16 protein-coding genes are annotated in these 15,609 nt (G+C 69.0%); 3 read left to right on the plus strand and 13 right to left on the minus strand.

Translation table 11 applies throughout. The features are described 5' to 3' along the window. A partial coding sequence (locus ACOJSN_RS14175; RefSeq protein ID WP_420113146.1) for a class I SAM-dependent methyltransferase occupies positions 1-268 on the minus strand: 268 nt, incomplete at its 3' end. Positions 269-367: 99 nt separating this feature from the next. Beyond that, the gene (locus ACOJSN_RS14180) at positions 368-1,465 is read right to left on the minus strand and encodes a DUF2330 domain-containing protein (RefSeq protein ID WP_420113147.1); all 1,098 of its coding nucleotides are present in this window, start codon (positions 1,463-1,465) and stop codon (positions 368-370) included. Positions 1,466-1,617: 152 nt separating this feature from the next. Here ACOJSN_RS14180 and ACOJSN_RS14185 point away from each other — a divergent pair, with 152 nt between their 5' ends. Both ACOJSN_RS14185 and ACOJSN_RS14190 read left to right on the plus strand, forming a co-directional pair. Continuing rightward, positions 1,618-1,923 (plus strand): metal-sensitive transcriptional regulator, encoded by a 306-nt coding sequence (locus ACOJSN_RS14185; RefSeq protein ID WP_420113148.1) that lies wholly within the window; start codon positions 1,618-1,620, stop codon positions 1,921-1,923. A gap of 25 nt (positions 1,924-1,948) precedes the next feature. Then, positions 1,949-2,182 (plus strand): heavy-metal-associated domain-containing protein, encoded by a 234-nt coding sequence (locus ACOJSN_RS14190; RefSeq protein ID WP_420113149.1) that lies wholly within the window; start codon positions 1,949-1,951, stop codon positions 2,180-2,182. Positions 2,183-2,268: 86 nt separating this feature from the next. Here the strand turns inward: ACOJSN_RS14190 and ACOJSN_RS14195 are convergent, their stop codons facing one another. The 11 genes from ACOJSN_RS14195 to ACOJSN_RS14245 all read right to left on the minus strand — a co-directional run bounded on the left by ACOJSN_RS14195 (position 2,269) and on the right by ACOJSN_RS14245 (position 14,541). Further along, a complete protein-coding gene (locus tag ACOJSN_RS14195; RefSeq protein WP_420113150.1) occupies positions 2,269-2,625 on the minus strand; it encodes an Hsp20/alpha crystallin family protein in 357 nt (118 codons plus the stop codon). 140 nt (positions 2,626-2,765) lie between these two features. Continuing rightward, complete coding sequence (locus ACOJSN_RS14200; RefSeq protein WP_420113151.1) at positions 2,766-5,321, minus strand: hypothetical protein; 2,556 nt, start codon at positions 5,319-5,321, stop codon at positions 2,766-2,768. A 99-nt stretch (positions 5,322-5,420) separates the two neighbouring features. Next, complete coding sequence (locus ACOJSN_RS14205) at positions 5,421-6,362, minus strand: carbohydrate ABC transporter permease (protein WP_420113152.1); 942 nt, start codon at positions 6,360-6,362, stop codon at positions 5,421-5,423. Then, the gene (locus tag ACOJSN_RS14210; RefSeq protein ID WP_420113153.1) at positions 6,352-7,287 is read right to left on the minus strand and encodes a carbohydrate ABC transporter permease; all 936 of its coding nucleotides are present in this window, start codon (positions 7,285-7,287) and stop codon (positions 6,352-6,354) included. Before ACOJSN_RS14210 ends, ACOJSN_RS14205 begins: the two co-directional genes overlap by 11 nt. Further along, entirely contained in the window at positions 7,288-8,463 is a 1,176-nt protein-coding gene (locus ACOJSN_RS14215) for an extracellular solute-binding protein (protein ID WP_420113154.1), read from the minus strand. It abuts the gene before it with no gap. A 244-nt stretch (positions 8,464-8,707) separates the two neighbouring features. Then, positions 8,708-10,333 (minus strand): FAD-dependent oxidoreductase, encoded by a 1,626-nt coding sequence (locus ACOJSN_RS14220; RefSeq protein WP_420113155.1) that lies wholly within the window; start codon positions 10,331-10,333, stop codon positions 8,708-8,710. Beyond that, entirely contained in the window at positions 10,323-11,429 is a 1,107-nt protein-coding gene (locus ACOJSN_RS14225; protein WP_420113156.1) for a LacI family DNA-binding transcriptional regulator, read from the minus strand. The genes ACOJSN_RS14220 and ACOJSN_RS14225 overlap by 11 nt, the downstream gene beginning before the upstream one ends. Positions 11,430-11,627: 198 nt before the next feature. Beyond that, a complete protein-coding gene (locus ACOJSN_RS14230) occupies positions 11,628-12,065 on the minus strand; it encodes a YdeI/OmpD-associated family protein (protein WP_420113157.1) in 438 nt (145 codons plus the stop codon). Positions 12,066-12,204: 139 nt separating this feature from the next. Beyond that, positions 12,205-12,948, minus strand: a complete 744-nt coding sequence (locus ACOJSN_RS14235) for a FadR/GntR family transcriptional regulator (RefSeq protein WP_420113158.1) — start codon at positions 12,946-12,948, stop codon at positions 12,205-12,207. Beyond that, the gene (locus ACOJSN_RS14240; RefSeq protein ID WP_420113159.1) at positions 12,941-13,552 is read right to left on the minus strand and encodes a bifunctional 4-hydroxy-2-oxoglutarate aldolase/2-dehydro-3-deoxy-phosphogluconate aldolase; all 612 of its coding nucleotides are present in this window, start codon (positions 13,550-13,552) and stop codon (positions 12,941-12,943) included. The genes ACOJSN_RS14235 and ACOJSN_RS14240 overlap by 8 nt, the downstream gene beginning before the upstream one ends. Then, positions 13,549-14,541, minus strand: coding sequence for a sugar kinase (locus tag ACOJSN_RS14245; protein WP_420113160.1), 993 nt, complete (start codon positions 14,539-14,541; stop codon positions 13,549-13,551). The genes ACOJSN_RS14240 and ACOJSN_RS14245 overlap by 4 nt, the downstream gene beginning before the upstream one ends. Positions 14,542-14,587: 46 nt before the next feature. On the opposite strand from ACOJSN_RS14245, the gene dgoD reads away from it, so the two are divergent. Next, positions 14,588-15,609, plus strand: a 1,022-nt coding sequence (gene dgoD / locus ACOJSN_RS14250; RefSeq protein ID WP_420113161.1) for a galactonate dehydratase, incomplete at its 3' end; no start/stop codon positions are given.

Genomic DNA, 15,609 nt, shown 5'->3' on the forward strand with positions numbered 1-15,609 from the left:
CCGCCGGCACGCGCTGCCGCGCCGCCTCGGCCATGGTGGTCGAGATGTCGACCCCGACGGGCGTCGCACCGGCCTCGGCGACCGCGGAGAGCAGGGTCCCGGACCCGCACCCGACGTCGAGCACGCGGAGCGGTGGTCCGAGATCGGCGGCAGCCAGGAGCGCGTCGGTGATCGGAGCGAACGCGTGGTCGACGATCCGTTCGTTCGCGACCCAACCGCTGGCGCCCGCCGTCCATCCCTGCCGCATGTCCTCGTTGGTCTCAGGCACGGCTCCATCATGCCCCAGCACCACCAGGCGATCGGGGGTCGGAACTGGACCGGCCACCGCACACCACCCACGCCGTCGGGAGTGGTGTGCGGCAGATCGTCAGCCTTGCGCGCCCTGCTGCCGGCGCCGCCGGCCACGGCGCGCCACGCCCGAGACGATCAGCGTGCCGGTGAGGAGCACCACCATCCCGATGAACGTCAGTGCCGGACCGGCCGGAATGCCGACGATCTCGCGCATCCGGGTCTCGTAGACGCGCTCGCGGTACGGGGCGTCGTCGGACGCCTGGCCGAAGGTGAAGTCGGAGATGATCTCGGCACTCGGCTCCGGAAAGTACTGGTCCAGCACCGTGAGGTACGGCTGCTCCGCGGCGATCGAGACCAACGAGTCGGCGGTCAGTGCGCCCGCCGGCACCTGGCCAGCGAAGCGCAGCTCGACCTGCCCCTCGGTCGCGGTCTCGTCGGTGCGGCGGACCTTGTGGTCGGAGAACACGTAGGTCCGCACGAACTGCGACTCGGTGGCGGCGGAGGACAGCCGCATCGGGTAGATCAGCTGCTGCGAGGCGAACGTGAGATCGATGGGCTGCAGCGCACCCTCGAGCGTGTCGGCCTCCGCGGTGAGGCGGATCGCGATGTAGTACCAGCCCTCCGAGACGTACGGCATCAGCGCGTCGGCGAGGCCGTCGCGCATCACGTAGTCGTGCGAGTCGAGCCAGTCGGCGAGCTCATTGGCATCGCTCGCGGCGAGCACCGTGACCTCCAGGTCGCCGAGCTGCTGGGTGTTCAGGACCGAGACACCGCTGTCGCCGGGCGCCCCTTGGGGTGCCCCGCCTTCGCCGGCGCCTGCTCCGAAGCCCAGGTCCGGCCACCACTCGTAGGTGATCACCTCTTCCGGCTCGATGACCTTCTCGAGCTCGGAGAACACGCTGGTCTCCGCGAGCGCGGCCTCAGCAGGTGTCGGCGTGGGGATCAGCAGTGCAGCATCGGAGCTGGTGGTGATGGCGTCCATCGAGAGCACCACACGCTCGGTCTCGCCGTCCCAGCTCAGCACCGCGTACTCCGCGCCGGCGGCCACATCCTCGCCCTCGGGTGAGACGAATCCGCCGCAGCCGCAGGCTTGGGCTGCGGGCATGATCGCGATCCCGACCATCGATGCGAGGGCTGTCACGAGCGTGAGCCCGGCGAGTTTGAGCCGTTTCATATGGGCCAAACTAGGCGCGTACGCGAGCCGGTTCGGCCGTCGATACCGAACCGAGACGTTCGGTCCGGGAATCGTGACCGAACCGTAGCCGCCCGTGCACGCGCTCTTCACGGAATACCCTAGGGGGGTACATTGGGTAGCAGGAGGCCACCATGACCGAGCATGACCACACCACCCACCGCGGCTACGAGGACGACCGCGCCGCCTACCTCAAGCGGTTGCGTCGCGTCGAGGGTCAGGTGCGCGGCATCGCTCGCATGGTCGAGGAGGACAAGTACTGCATCGACGTGCTCACCCAGATCTCTGCGGTGACCAAGGCGTTGCAGGCCGTGGGCCTCGGGCTGCTCGAGGATCACATGTCGCACTGCGTGGTCGACGCCGCCCGCACCTCGCCCGAGGCCGGTGCCGAGAAGGTCGCTGAGGCCTCGGCCGCGATCGCGCGCCTGGTCCGTTCCTGACCCGCTCACCACCTGAGGAGAACGCATGAACAGCACCGACCGCACCACCACCGTCGACGTCGAGGGCATGACGTGCGGCAACTGCGTCGCCCACGTGACCGAAGCCATCGAGGGGGTCGACGGCGTGCTCAACGTCTCGGTCGAGCTGCGCACGGGCGAGGCCTCCCCGGTCACCGTGGTAACGAACGAGCCGCTCGACGAGCAAGCCGTGCGCGCCGCCGTCGACGAGGCCGGCTACCGGGTCGCCGCCATTCACTGACCCGGCGCCCGCTCACGCAGGACACAAGAACGCCGGGAGGGCCATGCCCTCCCGGCGTTGTTGCTCCCTCTGGGTGAGGGGAGTGTTCAGGCGGCCCGCTCGACGGCGGTGGGCACCTGCGCGGTGGTGGTCACCTCGACCTTGCGCGGCTTGGCCCGCTCGGCGAGCGGGACCGTGAGGGTGAGCACACCATCGGCATACGCCGCGGCGATGCGCTCGGCGTCGACGCTCTCGCCGAGCGTGAACCGGCGGGCGAACCGGCCGACCGGGCGGCTGCGCACGAGCCAGCGGACCTCGGACTCGGGCCGGGCGCGCTCGGCACGGACGGTGAGGATGCGGCCGTCGACGTCCACGTCGATGCTCTCCGGCGTCACGCCGGGCAGGTCGATCGTGGCGACGAATGCCTCGTCGGTGCGGTACAGGTCAACGGGGCCAAGAGTCATGGGAGTCCCACCTTCGGTCAGAAGCGAGCCACCCGGGTGGCGGCTCGCGCTACGTCAGGTGTAACGCGCGAACATGCCCAAAGTTGAGCGTGGTTCACTCAAGGCGAAACCCCGACCAGTCGGTCGCCGAACCGCAGGCGTCACCGCACGCTCACGCTGACCTCCGCCGACCTCGAGATCCCGTTGGCGTTCAAGAACTCCGAGACGTACCGGTACACACCCGGCTGACGACCGGTGACCTCGGTCGCCGCTGACTGTGCCTGCGGCGTGTTGCTCTCCACGAGCTGCTCATCGATGAGATCGCCGTTCTCGTAGAGCCGGTATCGCTCCGCGTTCGTGCCCCACCACATGTTCGTGGTGAGCGTGAAGTCGGCGTCGCCGGAGTAGTTGTCATGCGAGAGCACCACCGCACCGGGCTGTGCGTGCCGAACCTCGACGGTGACATCCCTCGCTGTCGTCGTGCCGGCCGCGTTGATCAGCTCAGCCGTGTAGTGGTAGGTGCCGTTGTGACGTCCGCGTACCGGGAAGCTGATCGACTGCGGCTGCGGTGAGCGCGCGACGAGATTGCGATAGGCCAGGAGCTCGCCGTTCTCGAACAGCCGCATCCCGTGAGCATTCACGCCCCACCACAGGTCCATCGTGATGTCGTAGTTGCCGTCATCGGTGCCGTGATGGCCGTTGTCGGAGCTCAGCACACCGGCCGCCGGGGCCTGCGACGCCGTCTCAGCCGGGCCCGCAAACGCGTAGGTGGTCCGCAATGATCCGCCGTGCTCGACCCTGATCAGGTGCTGGCGGCGCGAGTCGTGCATCCTGACCCGATCGGTGACGTCCAGCGTGATCGTGCTGGTGCGGTCGAGGTCGATGTTCAGGGTGCCGGTGCCACGCTCCAGCCGGAGGCCCGTGATGTCGGTCAGCTCCACGGAGTCGCCGTAGGTGACCTCGGTGCCGTCCGAGAAGGTCAGCACGTCGCCTGGTTGAAGCAGCAGCGGGATGACGGCGCGGCCAGGATCGTCAGCCGTGATGTCCTGCACCACGTGGTCGTCGAAGAACGACAGCACCACGTGGCTGCCGTTGGTGCGATCCAGATAGGCAGCGCTGAACTCGTTCTCCAGGTTGCCCACCTGAGCGGCGGAGAGCCGCTCACCCTCCCCGTACGGCTCGGAGTAGTAGGTGCGAGCCACCTCGACGCGCGTCACCGACGAGACCTCAGGGAACGGACCCCACGCATCTTCGTCGTTGCTGTTGAGCACATAGACGAGGCCGCCCATCGTGGGGTGCCACAGCAGTCCGGGGCCCATCCGCAGCCGCTGGTACGGACCGTGGTGACCAGCGCGCCTCCCCAGCAGCGTCGTGATGTAGTACTCCGGACGCCGCACGAACAGGTAGTCGAGATCGATGCTCCCCGCTTGGCGTAGCTCGGTGAACCGATCGGACGCCAGGTAGGGCAGCGTCGCGATGGCATCCTCTCGCTCTGCCTCGCTCGGCCCCAGGGGTGCCCTGCTGCTGTGCATCCAGGTCCGAGGCGAGGTGCTCCTGCGCTGCAGCGGGACGATCGGCCCGGGATCTGACTTCCATGCCTGGCGAGCCGCGAGGATCTCGGTGTCGGTGGGGTGAAAGGCGGCCAGCACCGGGACGTGGTCGATCAGCGCCCGGCCCAGGGAGGTCCGGTCCAGCACCTCGTTGGGCTGCATCTCCTGGGTGAAGGTTGCGATACGGGCAGAGGCAGCACTCCAGTGCAGGAACCCTGCACGGTCGGGCTCCAGGACGCTGGCGTACGAGACGAACTCGGCCATGGAGCGCGCCATCTCGATCGGCTCGCTGAATCCTGCCAGGGCGCCCTCGGCCAGGTCCGGCATGGCGACGATGAACGAGTAGTCGAAGTCGTAGGCCATCGGCTCGTGGCTGTGCCCCGCATCGGAGATGCCGTGCTCCCGCAGGGTGGCCCAGCACTCGGCGACCTGGGCGGCCAGGTCGGCGTCCTCGAAGAGGTCGGCCGTCATGCTCGCACCCGCCAGGCCGGCCACGACCTGGTTCGTGTACGGCGTGGGCTGGCGCCAGTGCCCCAGCGAGCGGTCGACGAGCCACGCGCTCGACGCACGGACGGCAGACTCGATCTCCGGCAGCCAGTCCGTCAGCTCACCGGCCTCACGCAGGTATCGGTACGTGGTGGTCAGGGCCACGCTCCCGAATCCGGTCGGTGCGAGGTGCGGCACGTCCCACTCGTACTCCGACCAGGAACCGTCAGCGAGCTGACTGCTGAGGTAGTAGCCCAGCGCAGCCTCGATCCGGTCACGAAGCTTGGTGTCGGCGAAGTAGGGGTTCCACGTGCGCTCGTGTGTCAAGAACCAGGTCAGGGTGGCGACCTGCTCCATCTCGCGTGCGTTGTACGGCTGTTGCGGCGCCCGCCACCAGCCGTCCTCCATCCAGCCGTAGTAGGGGTCCTCGTCGCGGATGCTGTTGGCGATCGGCGCCACCACCGTGAGGTAGGCCGCGAAGACGTGCTCGGAGTCGTCGAACTGCGAGCGGTCCGGTTCGGAGGCCAGCGGATCGACCAGCGGCAGCACAGTGCCCTCAGATGTGGCATACGCGGACGGTGCGCTCTGCAGGCCACGGGCAGCGAAGGCGGCGATCGATGCTGCACCGACGCCAATCATCAGGGCCCGTCGGGAGAACGTGGGAAGGGTGGGATCAGGCATGGTGACTCCTTTGTCTGCTGGTGGGTTCTCGTACGCGGTCGAGGTCAGGGCGCCACAGCGGGCACCGCGGTCGTCATGGGCAACTGGTTGTCCCCTCGCTCACCCCTTCAGTCCGGTGCGAGACAGGCCTTCGACGAACTGCCGCTGAGCAAGCAGGAAGACGATGAGCACCGGGATCACGGTCAGAGCGGTCGCGCCGATCTGGGCGTTGTAGAGCGGCTCACCGTAATGATCCTGATAGCCGGTGAGGCCGAGCCCCACCGTGAAGAGATGCTCGCTGCGAAGGAAGATCAGCGGTTCGAAGTACATGTTGAACGAGACGAGGAACTTCATGATCGCCACGGCGGCGATGGCTGGTCCGGCAAGCGGGAACGCGATCCGCATGAAGAGTCCGAGCCGCCCCAGCCCGTCAAGCCGACCGGCCTCCTCCAGCTCCTCCGGCAACGAGAGGAAGAACTGCCGGAAGATGAAGACAGCAACGATCGACCCCGGACCCAGCACCGGGAGGATGATCAGCGGGACGTGCGTGTTCATCAGCCCGAGCGAGGCGACCCATCGGAAGATCGGGATGATGGTCACCTCGGTCGGGATGAACAGGCCCGCCATCAGGAACAAGAACAGCCACGACGCGAACGGAAAGCGGATACGCGCGAAGGCGTAGCCGGCGAGTGCTCCCACGACCACGGAACCGATCGTGACGAGCGCCGCGATGTACAACGAGTTCAGGTACTGCTGCGCGAACGGCTGCGCCGTGAAGATGCGTGCCACGCCGTCGAGGGTCCACTCCCTGGGGAAGAGTGCGGGTGGGATGGCAAAGATCTCGTTCGCCGGCTTGAAGGCCGAGAACACCATCCAGAGCAGCGGGTAGACGAACGGGACGCTCATGACGATGAGCAAGGCGTACATGGCGACCTTGCCGACGCGACCACGACGCCGGGCACGGCGCGAGTCTCGATCGCGATCGGGCGGGTGCTGCTGCGACGGCGCCGGTGCCGGTGCGACCGGCCGATCTGCGATGGCGGTGTCGTGATCAGACCTCATCGTGCACCCACCTCTTGCGGGTACCCCACTGCAGTGCGGCCATCACCAGGACCACGCAGAACAGCAGCACGCCGATCGCCGAGGCGTAGCCGAAGTCCTGCTGCACGAATGCGGTGCGGTAGAGCAGGTAGGAGATCACTGTCGTGGAGCGTCCTGGTCCGCCCTGAGTGAGGATCTGGATCGGCGCGAACACATCCATGGCGCTGATCATGGTGATCATCGTGACCAGCAGTACCGTGGGAGTCATCAGCGGAAGAGTGATCGAAGTCAGCACTCGGCGCGGGCTCGCGCCATCGATCCGGGCGGCTTCCTTCACGTCGGCCGGCACGTTCTGCAGGGCGGCGATGAAGAGGATCATGTTCATGCCGACGCCCTTGAAGACCTGGATGACCACCAGCGTCACCAGAGCCCAGTCGGGATCACGCAGCCAGTTCGGGCCCATGATCCCCAGCGTCGACAAGAGACCGTTGATGCCACCGTTCGAGGCGACCAGGAAGTTCCAGATCAGTACCCACGCCACCGTGGAGACGACCACCGGCGAGAAGAAGAAGGCGCGGAACGTCGTCGTGCCTGGCAGCTTCTGCACGAGCAGGAGCGCCAAGACCATCGCCAGGGTCACGTTCAGAACCATCAACATGAGTGCGAACGCCAGCGTCACGCCGAGCGAGGCCCAGACCGTGGAGTCGCTCACCAGCTGACTGAAGTTCGCGCTACCCACCCAGGAGAAGGTTCCCACCAGCGGATTCCAGTCATGGAACGCGTACCAGATCACGTAGCCGAACGGGACCAGTCCAAGTCCCAGGACACCGATGATGACCGGCGCGACGAAGGCGAGCCCGACCGCGTGGTCGATTCGTCTCAGGCGACGCGAGGAGCCACTCAGCGCCGGCCCCTCGCGTCGCCGACCGGTGGCGGCCGAGACCATCTAGTCCCCTGAGATGATCGGTTCGATGTCGGTGCAGACCTGGGCCAGCACGCTGGCAGCGTCAGCTTCTGGAGCCCAGAGCGAGTCCAGCCTGACCCGGATCGGGTCATTGATCTGGCTCATCTGCGGGTGCCCCGCCTTGGTGACGGCGTCGACCGACTGGTCGATGACCGTCGTCTGCAGCTGCTCGGCCGTGAGGTCCGGCGCGGCGTCGGCGAGCGTGTCGGTCGTCAGCAGCGAGGTGCGCGGCGGTGGGAAGAACTGGGCGAGCAGCCGGGAGCTCTCGGGACTGGTGAAGTAGGCCAGGAAGTCAGCAGCCACCTCGGGGTGATCGCTCTGGGCCAGGACGCCGACACCGCCCTGCCCCACGACCGAGACCTGGCCCGCCGGTCCGGCAGGCAGAGGGACGAAGTCCCACTCGAAGCCGTCGCCGAGCCCTGTCGACATGCTCAGCTGCGACATCATGAAGCCGACCTGTCCGGACGCGAAGTCGAACTCCTCGCCCGGCATCGGGATCGTTCCGTTCTCGTAGACCTGGGTATGGAACCAGTCGAAGAACTCCACCACGGCCGGGTCGGTGAACTGGCACTCGCTGCCGTCCGCGCTCCACGGGGTCGCTCCCCACGCCATCCACATCTGGCCCAGGGCGCCGTTCCAGTTCGTGTACGGGTCGTCGTGAGGCAGGAAGCCGGCCGCGTCGGTCGTGGAGGCGACCGCGGCGGCGGCGGTCATCATCGTGTCGTAGGTCCAGTCGCCGCTGGCGATGAGGTCCCGGGGATTCTCCTGGTCGGCGGCCGCGATCAGATCGAGGTTGACGTAGACACCGAAAGGGCTGTTCGAGAACGGGTAGCCGTACAGGCTCCCGTCTCGCGACCACAGCTCGATCGCCCCAGGGATCAGATCGTCCATCTCATACCCCTCGGTCTCGGAGAACGCCGGGGTCAGGTCGGCGAAGACGCGCGAGTCGACGAACTGGGCTGCGTAGGACTCCATCAGCCACGCCATGTCCGGGGCATCCCCGCCTGCGATCTGCGTGGTCAGTGCGTCCACGTAGGTGTCAGCGGGCATCGCATCGAACGACACACTGCTGACCAGCTCAGGATTCTCCTCGATGTAGCGGGCAGCGATCGCCTCGAAGATCTCGTGGTGTCCTTCGTTGCCGCTCCACACCGTCATCCGAAGGTCCACGGGGCCATCTGGTGCTGCGGGCGCGTTCCCGCCGCCGCCACACGCTGCTGTCAGCGCGACCGCTGCGACGGCAGCCGTCAGCACTGCCGCCCGCCTGGTTCTGCTTGGTCGGTTCATGATCTCTCTCCTCGTAGCGTCGTTGCTGGGCTTGGGTACCCGTCATCTGGGCTCGGCCGTGAGCGCACTGCCGCCGCGCGGCATCAGTGCGCTTCCGTCCGAGATCAGCGGGCTGTCAGTAGGGGTGTGCGCCCTCCGGCCAACGCAGCTGCGCACCGGTGGCGGTCAGCTCGTGCTGGAATTCGGTGAGGACGTCGGGCCGCTCCTGCACCTCGTGCGGGGTGCGGGATCGGGCGAGACAGTAGGCCGCGAGGTGCCCTGCCGCCTCCCCGATGTTCCACTCGACCGGGTGCAGCCGGTAGCAGCCGTTGGTGATGTGCGTGGTGCCGATGTTCTTGTTGGCGGCGATCAGATTCGTCATGCGCCGCGGCAGCAGTGCACCGAGCGGGATCTCGAAGGGCGTGGAGGGCACGTCGATGTAGGTGTCGCCACCGGTGGAGGGATGCAGATCGATGCGGTACATCCCCACGCCGACCGAGTCCTCGTACCGAGTGGCGCCGCGATCACCGCGAACGGCATACGACACATCGTTCTCTGTGACCGTGGTGACCGCCCGGATCCGGCGCGACTCCCGGTGGTAGACAGCCTGGGCGAGCCCATCGCGCGTACCCATCACATCCGGCCGCAGCCGCAGGCCGGGAAAGCCGGTGCCACCATCCTCGCGGGGCGCCTCGGTCTGCATCCAGTACAGCATCGACAGGCTCAGCTGCCGGGCATCGGCGATGCGGCGCTCGGCCTCCTCGGGCTCGACATCGAGCACGGGCGCCAGGAAGTAGTCGATGCTCGGCCAGTTCACCAGGCAGATGTCGCTGCTGTAGTGGCCAGGCTCGAACAGGCTGGCCGCAGCGATACGGCGGAACGTCCACAAGTTGCCGTCACCGGGATTCTGGGACTGGTCGGCCCTGACCGCCAGGGCGTCGTCGCCAGGATTCGGGGTGAAGGTCCGGGTGTCCATCTCCAGCGTGCGCGGGCTGGGTGCCGTCCAGGACAGCAGGTTCGCACCGTTCCAGGCCGCTGGGCGGTAGGAGCTCCAGAAGTCGTATCGTTCGGGTCTGTCAATCGTGTGGTCGCCCTCGACGTGCTCGACGACGAAGCAGACGCTGAGTGCCTGCACGTTGTCCGGCTGCGCCTGCGCGGGGGCGCTCGGCTCACCCGTCTCCGCGGCGGACTCGAACCCCGTCACATACTCGGTACCGGTCAGGGGAAGCAGCTCCCCCGTCTCGGTCGCGTCCACCACGTACCTGGCAGCCACGGTGATGGTGGCCCCGTCCCCCAGGACCGAGGTGAGCGTCACCGAGGTGATCGCGTCTCCGTCGACACTCGCCGCCATCGGGCGGACCCGCTCCAGGAGTCTGATCCGCCCCGAGGACCGCCAGGGTGCGAGCATCTCCTCGAGAGCTGCCAGCGCTACCCGAGGCTCGTGGCAGAGCTTGGAGACCCAGCCGGCACCGGGGTTCAGCTCCGGCCACGCCCTGGCTTCCGGGCGCAGCGGGTAGGTGCGGCGGTACGCGCCTCGGATTCCCTCGCGCAGCCGCCGGTAACGCTCGCTCGCACCGAACTGCTCGATCCAGGGATGCTCGTCCGGCGGCACAGCCTGGGACGTGAGCTGACCGCCGATCCACGGGTGCTCCTCGGTCAGCACCACGGTAGCGCCCCGCTCCGCGGCAGCGATCGCCGCCGCGATGCCGCCGAGGCCGGCTCCGATCACCACGACGTCTGCGCTCATCTCGTCAGAGCTCACGCACTGTTCCATTCTCTCTCGGGGCTGCTGGCAGCCGGTCGGTGGGTCCACCTGGATCTCGCGGCGGGGTGAGCGTCTCACCGGCCACCTCGGTGCACTCCAAGAGCTGGTGCAGGTCGGTGGCGCCGTGCTCGTCACGGCTGCCGTCGGTCCCCGCCAGTCGCGAGAGCAGCAGCAGAGCGCGCGCACCCATCTGCTCACGGGGGATCGTGAAGCCCGACCAGAGGGTCGGCCCGGGCAGGCGATGGTGCGGCTGTCCCAGCAGCAGCACCGACAGGTCGTCAGGAACACGGATGCCCATCCCGGCCAACGCTCGGCACAGCTCGTCCGGGTCGACCTCGGGTGCCAGCAGCATCGCGCTCACGCGCCGCTCAGCGATCTCGGCCGCGGTCTGCACAGGATCGGCGGGCGCGATGAGTTGCGTCGGCAGGCCCCGCTCGGCCATCGATGCCCGGTACCCGGTCAGCCGATCGAAGGTCGGCTGGTCGGTACCTGTCGGTCCGACGTAGCCGATCCGTCGGTGCCCCAGGTCGGCGGCACGGTCGGTCGCCCGCTTCGTGGCCCTCAGGTAGTCAGCTCCGACGTAGGGCAGCCGCCCACCCTCGCTCTCCCGCCGTCCGACGAACACGAACGGATAGTTGGTGTCCAGCAGGTGCTGCAGCTCAGCGCGTTCCTCGTGCTGCCCCAGCAGCAGGCAGCCATCGGCTATGCCGAGCCGCTGCCAACCGCTGCGGGTGAGACGACGCGATCCCTCGACCACCCTGGCGCTGGTGAACAGCAGCAGGTCCACGCCGATCTGCTCGGCGGCATGCTCGATACCCACCAGGAACGGTCCATAGAAGTCACGTCCACCACGCGGGAAGGTCGCCTCGTAGGTGAAGACACCCAGGATCTGGTTGTGCCCGCCGGCGAGCCGCTGCGCCACCGGGTTCGCCGAGTACCCGGTGATCCGGATCGCGTCGAGCACGCGCTGGCGGGTCTCCTCGCTGATCCGCACGCCGCTCGGTGTGCGGCCGCTGAGAACGAAGGACACGGTCGCCTGGCTCACGCCCGCGAGCGCGGCGACATCCGTCTGCGTCACGCGGTGCCTCGGCATCGATCCTCCTCGACCGTGACTGGTAGCCATCTCGTACGAGACAGCCTGGTCGCACCGGGGCAGCCGGACAACGGGATTATGCGCATTATTAGCAGCCCAGCACGCGATCACGCCCACGAGCAGCGCTCAGGCGCCGCCCGAGAGGGCGTCGAGGTCCGTCTTGTCAGTCCGCGCTGACCGCCCGACCACGGCGTGGCGTCAGCCGCGCAGCTCCGCGACGACCTTCGCCACCCGACGCGCGCGGGTATCCTCGGCCTTCGCCTGCCCGATCGGCTCGGCGAGGCAGCGCTGGTTCGAGTAGGAGAGCGCGGCCCAGGCCTGCGCGAGCGCCGGCTCCGCCTCGAACGCTTCCGCGAGTTCCGCTGGCAGCTCGACCACGCGCGGCGCGACATCGAGCTCGACCTCCACCTCGTAGGTGCCGCCAGGCTCGACCGCCGCCGGCTCGCGGTGCGCCATGGCGACGCCGAGCCAGTACTCGCCACCCATCGCCGCGATGGACGACCGGTACGTGTAGCCGTTGAGGGTGACGGTCACCTTGGGGCGCTTCCCTCCGGCCAGTCCGGCCACCACCCTCTCCGGCACCCGAAACCCGGCCGTGTTGCCACCGGTGCTCTCCAGCTCTGCGGTGAACTTCATCCGACTAGCATCACAGGCCGACGGCGCCTGCGGGCTCAGTACGGTGGTGTGAGTCCTTCGATCCATCGGAGGTGCGTGACGTTCGTCGTGAGCAGGTCGGCACCGATCAGGATCGCGGTGGCAGCGATACATCACGCGTTCATCGACGGCGGCTCCGCAGGCCTCGCAGTACTCGCCCGATCGTGGTGGCCGGCGCCCCGAGGAGCTCGAGCACCTCGGACCGGGCGCCGTCGATCAGCTCGCGAGCAGCACGCTCGGCCCGGTCGGGATCCTGCGCACCGATCGCCTCGGCGATCTCCTCGTGCAGGGCGAGGACCTCGTCGGAGATCTCGTGCGGGAGCGTGCCGAGATCCTCGCGCGCCCGGAGCAGAGCGGCGAACGTGCCCTCCAGCCGCACGAATGCGGCGTTGCCGCTCGCGTGGAGCAGCCGGGAGTGGAACTCGACGTCGGCGGCCGTGAACCCGGCGAGATCACCGCGCGAACCGAGGCGCCGCATCGTGGTCGCCAGCTCGGCGAGCGCCGCCAGGTCGGTGGCGTCGGCGTGCTCGCAGCACAGCCGCGCCGCACGAGGCTCGACGGCGGCCCGCAGCTCCTCGAGGTCGCTCACCACAGCGAGTCGGTCAGGCCCCTGCACGCGCCAGCCGATCACGTCGGCGTCGAGCGCGTCCCAGCGCTCCGGCGGCAGCACGCGGGTGCCGATCCGCTGCTTCGGCTGCACCAGCCCCTTGGCCTCGAGCACCCGAAGCGCCTCGCGCACCACCGATCGCGAGACGCCGTGCCGCTCGGCGACCTCCTCGGGCACGACCTGAGCGCCCGGCTCCAGCTCCCCGGCCGCGATCCTGCGCCCGAGATCGGCCACCACCGGGTGCTGGCGGTCAGCCACGTGCGTCTCGAATCGCCACGAGCAGGGACGCCACCGCCGCGGCAGGGTCGTCTGCCCGGGTCAGCGAGCCGCCCACTCCCACAGCGGCAGCCCCGGCCCGCACCCACGCGGGCGCAGACTCGGCACTGACCCCACCGGTCGGCACGCACCGCAGGTCGGGCATCGCCTCCAGCATCCCGGCGAGCGCCGAAGGACTCCAGAGGTGAGCGGGGAAGATCTTGACCAGGTGCGCTCCCGCGAGCTGCGCCGTCGCCATCTCGCTCGGGGTGAGGCAGCCGGGCAGGGCCACGAGGTCGTGCTCGACGGCGAATCGCACCACCTCGAGATCCAGCAGCGGACTCACGAGGAAGGTGGCACCGGCCGCATGAGCGTCGCGCGCCTGGGCGAGGGTGCGCACCGTCCCGGCCCCGACGGCGGAGCCCGCCTTGGTCAGTGCCTCGATCGTCTCGAGCGCGCCGGGGGTCGTGAGCGAGACCTCGACGGCGGCCAGTCCAGCGTCGAGGAAGGTCCGGGCGGCCGCGTGGCCGGCCTCGGCGGTGGCGGCGCGGACGATGCCGACCACGCCGTGGTCGGTGATCGCGGCGAGCGTGGCGTCTGCGGTCATCGGGCGACCTCCTGGGATCCGGCGAGAAGCCTGTCACGGGTGGCGGCGTCGGGCAGGCCCGGGGTGTCGCCACGGGTGCCGACCACGCAGGCGGCGACCGCAGCAGCTTCGCTCAGGCGGCGCTCGGGGTCGACATCGCGCAGCCAGGCGCTCAGCCAGCCGGCAGCGAAGGCATCGCCTGCCCCCACCGGATCCACGACGTCGCGCACGGTGAGCGCGCCTGCCGCCCACGTTGCGGTCGCGTGACCTTCCCGCCCACGTGGGAGCGCGCGGTCGCGAGCTGCTGCGGGCGTGTGGCTCTCGGTGGCGCCGCGCGCGCCGTCCTTGAGGACCACCACGCCGACGCCGTGGCCGTGCCCCCACGTCACCGGGTCCTCGATGCCGACCGAGGCCGCGTCGTCGGCTCCGATCAGCAGAGCGTCGCTGAGGCCGGCGAAGGTCTCGACGATCTCGCGCCACCGCTCGGCATCCGCCAGCCGCATCCGCACATTGGGGTCGAAGGCGACCATCACGCCGGCCTCGCGGGCCGCGCGGGCAGCAGCGAGCGCGGTCTCGTGCGCTGTCGCCGAGATCGCTGCCGTGATCCCGGTCAGGTGCAGCACGCGCGCGGCGCGAATCTGCTCGAGCGGCAGGTCGCCGGGCGCGAGGCGGGTCGCCGCGCTGCCGGCCCGGTGATAGTCCACGGAGATGCCGTGGCCGAGCGTGTCGCGCAGGATCAGCCCGGTGGGCGCTGTGTCATCGAGCGCCACAGCAGTGACGTCGATGCCCTCGCCGCGGAGGTCTCGGTAGATCCGGCGCCCGAGGCGGTCCTCGCCCAGGCGCGACACGAACGCGACACCGTGACCGAGGCGTGCCAGCCCGACCGCCACGTTCGACTCGGCACCGGCGTACTGCTGCTCGTAGGCGGCCGCCTCGCCGAGCGGGACACCTTCGGGCGCGAGCAGCAGCGCCATCACCTCGCCGATGGTCACGACCTCGCACTGGGACACGTTGGCCACTATAGTCAGACTATTCGACGAGAGAGGTCGTGACGCCGTGAAGATCGCGCGCATCGAGACGTTCCTGGTGGCTCCCCGCTGGCTGTTCTGCCGCATCGAGACCGACGACGGCGTGGTCGGCTGGGGCGAGCCGGTCGCCGAGGGCAGTGCTGAGGTCGTGCGTACGTGCGTGCACCAGCTGGGCGAGCTGCTCATCGGGCAGGACCCGCTGCGTATCGAGGACCACTGGCAGACGATGACCCGGTCCACCTTCTACCGCGGCGGCGTGATTCTCGCGAGCGCGGTCTCGGGGCTGGATCAGGCGTTGTGGGACATCGCCGGCAAGGTGCGGGGTGCCCCGGTGCACGAGCTGCTCGGTGGCCCGGTCCGCGACAAGGTGCGGATCTACGGGTGGGTCGGCGGCGAAGACCCCAGCGAGGTCTCCGATGCCGTCAGCGCCCAGGTCGAGGCGGGACTCACCGCCGTCAAGATGAACGCGGGCGCGTACCTCAAGCCGATCGTGGACCAGTCGCAGATCGACGCGGTCGCGGCCAACGCCGCCGCTGCGCGCGCGGCGCTGGGGCCCGAGGGGGACTTCGGGATCGACTTCCACGGCCGGGTCAGCCGCCCGAGCGCGCCGCGACTGCTGGCGGCGCTCGAGCCGTACAGCCCGATGTTCGTGGAGGAGCCGCTGGTGCCGGAGCAGTCCGCGTTCCTGGGCGGCCTGGTCGAGCGCACCTCGATCCCGATCGCCACCGGTGAGCGGCTCTACTCCCGCCAAGAGTTCCTTCCGGTGCTGCAGCAGGGCGTCACCGTGGTGCAGCCCGACCTGTGCCACGCGGGCGGCATCTCCGAGGGCCGCCGCATCGGCGCGCTGGCGGAGACGTTCGGCGCGCTGCTCGCACCCCACTGTCCGCTCGGCCCGATCGCGCTGGCGGCGAGCCTGCAGGTCGACTTCGCCACTCCGAACTTCCTCATCCAGGAGCAGAGCCTCGGCATCCACTACAACGTGGGCAACGATCTGCTCGACTACCTGGTCGATCCGGCGGTGTTCGCGTTCACCGACGGCCACGTCGCGCG

This window comes from Pseudactinotalea sp., from assembly GCF_048594945.1.
Classification (GTDB): Bacteria; Actinomycetota; Actinomycetes; order Actinomycetales; family Beutenbergiaceae; genus Pseudactinotalea.

Bases quoted from the DNA above. Each gene is read 5' to 3' on its own strand.
- ACOJSN_RS14215 (WP_420113154.1), bottom strand. From the start codon at position 8,463: ATGACGGTGTGGAGCGGCAACGAAGGACACCACGAGATCTTCGAGGCG.
- ACOJSN_RS14230 (WP_420113157.1), bottom strand. From the start codon at position 12,065: ATGAAGTTCACCGCAGAGCTGGAGAGCACCGGTGGCAACACGGCCGGG.
- ACOJSN_RS14190 (WP_420113149.1), top strand. From the start codon at position 1,949: ATGAACAGCACCGACCGCACCACCACCGTCGACGTCGAGGGCATGACG.
- ACOJSN_RS14185 (WP_420113148.1), top strand. From the start codon at position 1,618: ATGACCGAGCATGACCACACCACCCACCGCGGCTACGAGGACGACCGC.
- ACOJSN_RS14240 (WP_420113159.1), bottom strand. From the start codon at position 13,552: ATGACCGCAGACGCCACGCTCGCCGCGATCACCGACCACGGCGTGGTC.
- ACOJSN_RS14205 (WP_420113152.1), bottom strand. From the start codon at position 6,362: ATGAGGTCTGATCACGACACCGCCATCGCAGATCGGCCGGTCGCACCG.
- ACOJSN_RS14200 (WP_420113151.1), bottom strand. From the start codon at position 5,321: ATGCCTGATCCCACCCTTCCCACGTTCTCCCGACGGGCCCTGATGATT.
- ACOJSN_RS14210 (WP_420113153.1), bottom strand. From the start codon at position 7,287: ATGGTCTCGGCCGCCACCGGTCGGCGACGCGAGGGGCCGGCGCTGAGT.
- ACOJSN_RS14180 (WP_420113147.1), bottom strand. From the start codon at position 1,465: ATGAAACGGCTCAAACTCGCCGGGCTCACGCTCGTGACAGCCCTCGCA.
- ACOJSN_RS14225 (WP_420113156.1), bottom strand. From the start codon at position 11,429: ATGCCGAGGCACCGCGTGACGCAGACGGATGTCGCCGCGCTCGCGGGC.
- ACOJSN_RS14195 (WP_420113150.1), bottom strand. From the start codon at position 2,625: ATGACTCTTGGCCCCGTTGACCTGTACCGCACCGACGAGGCATTCGTC.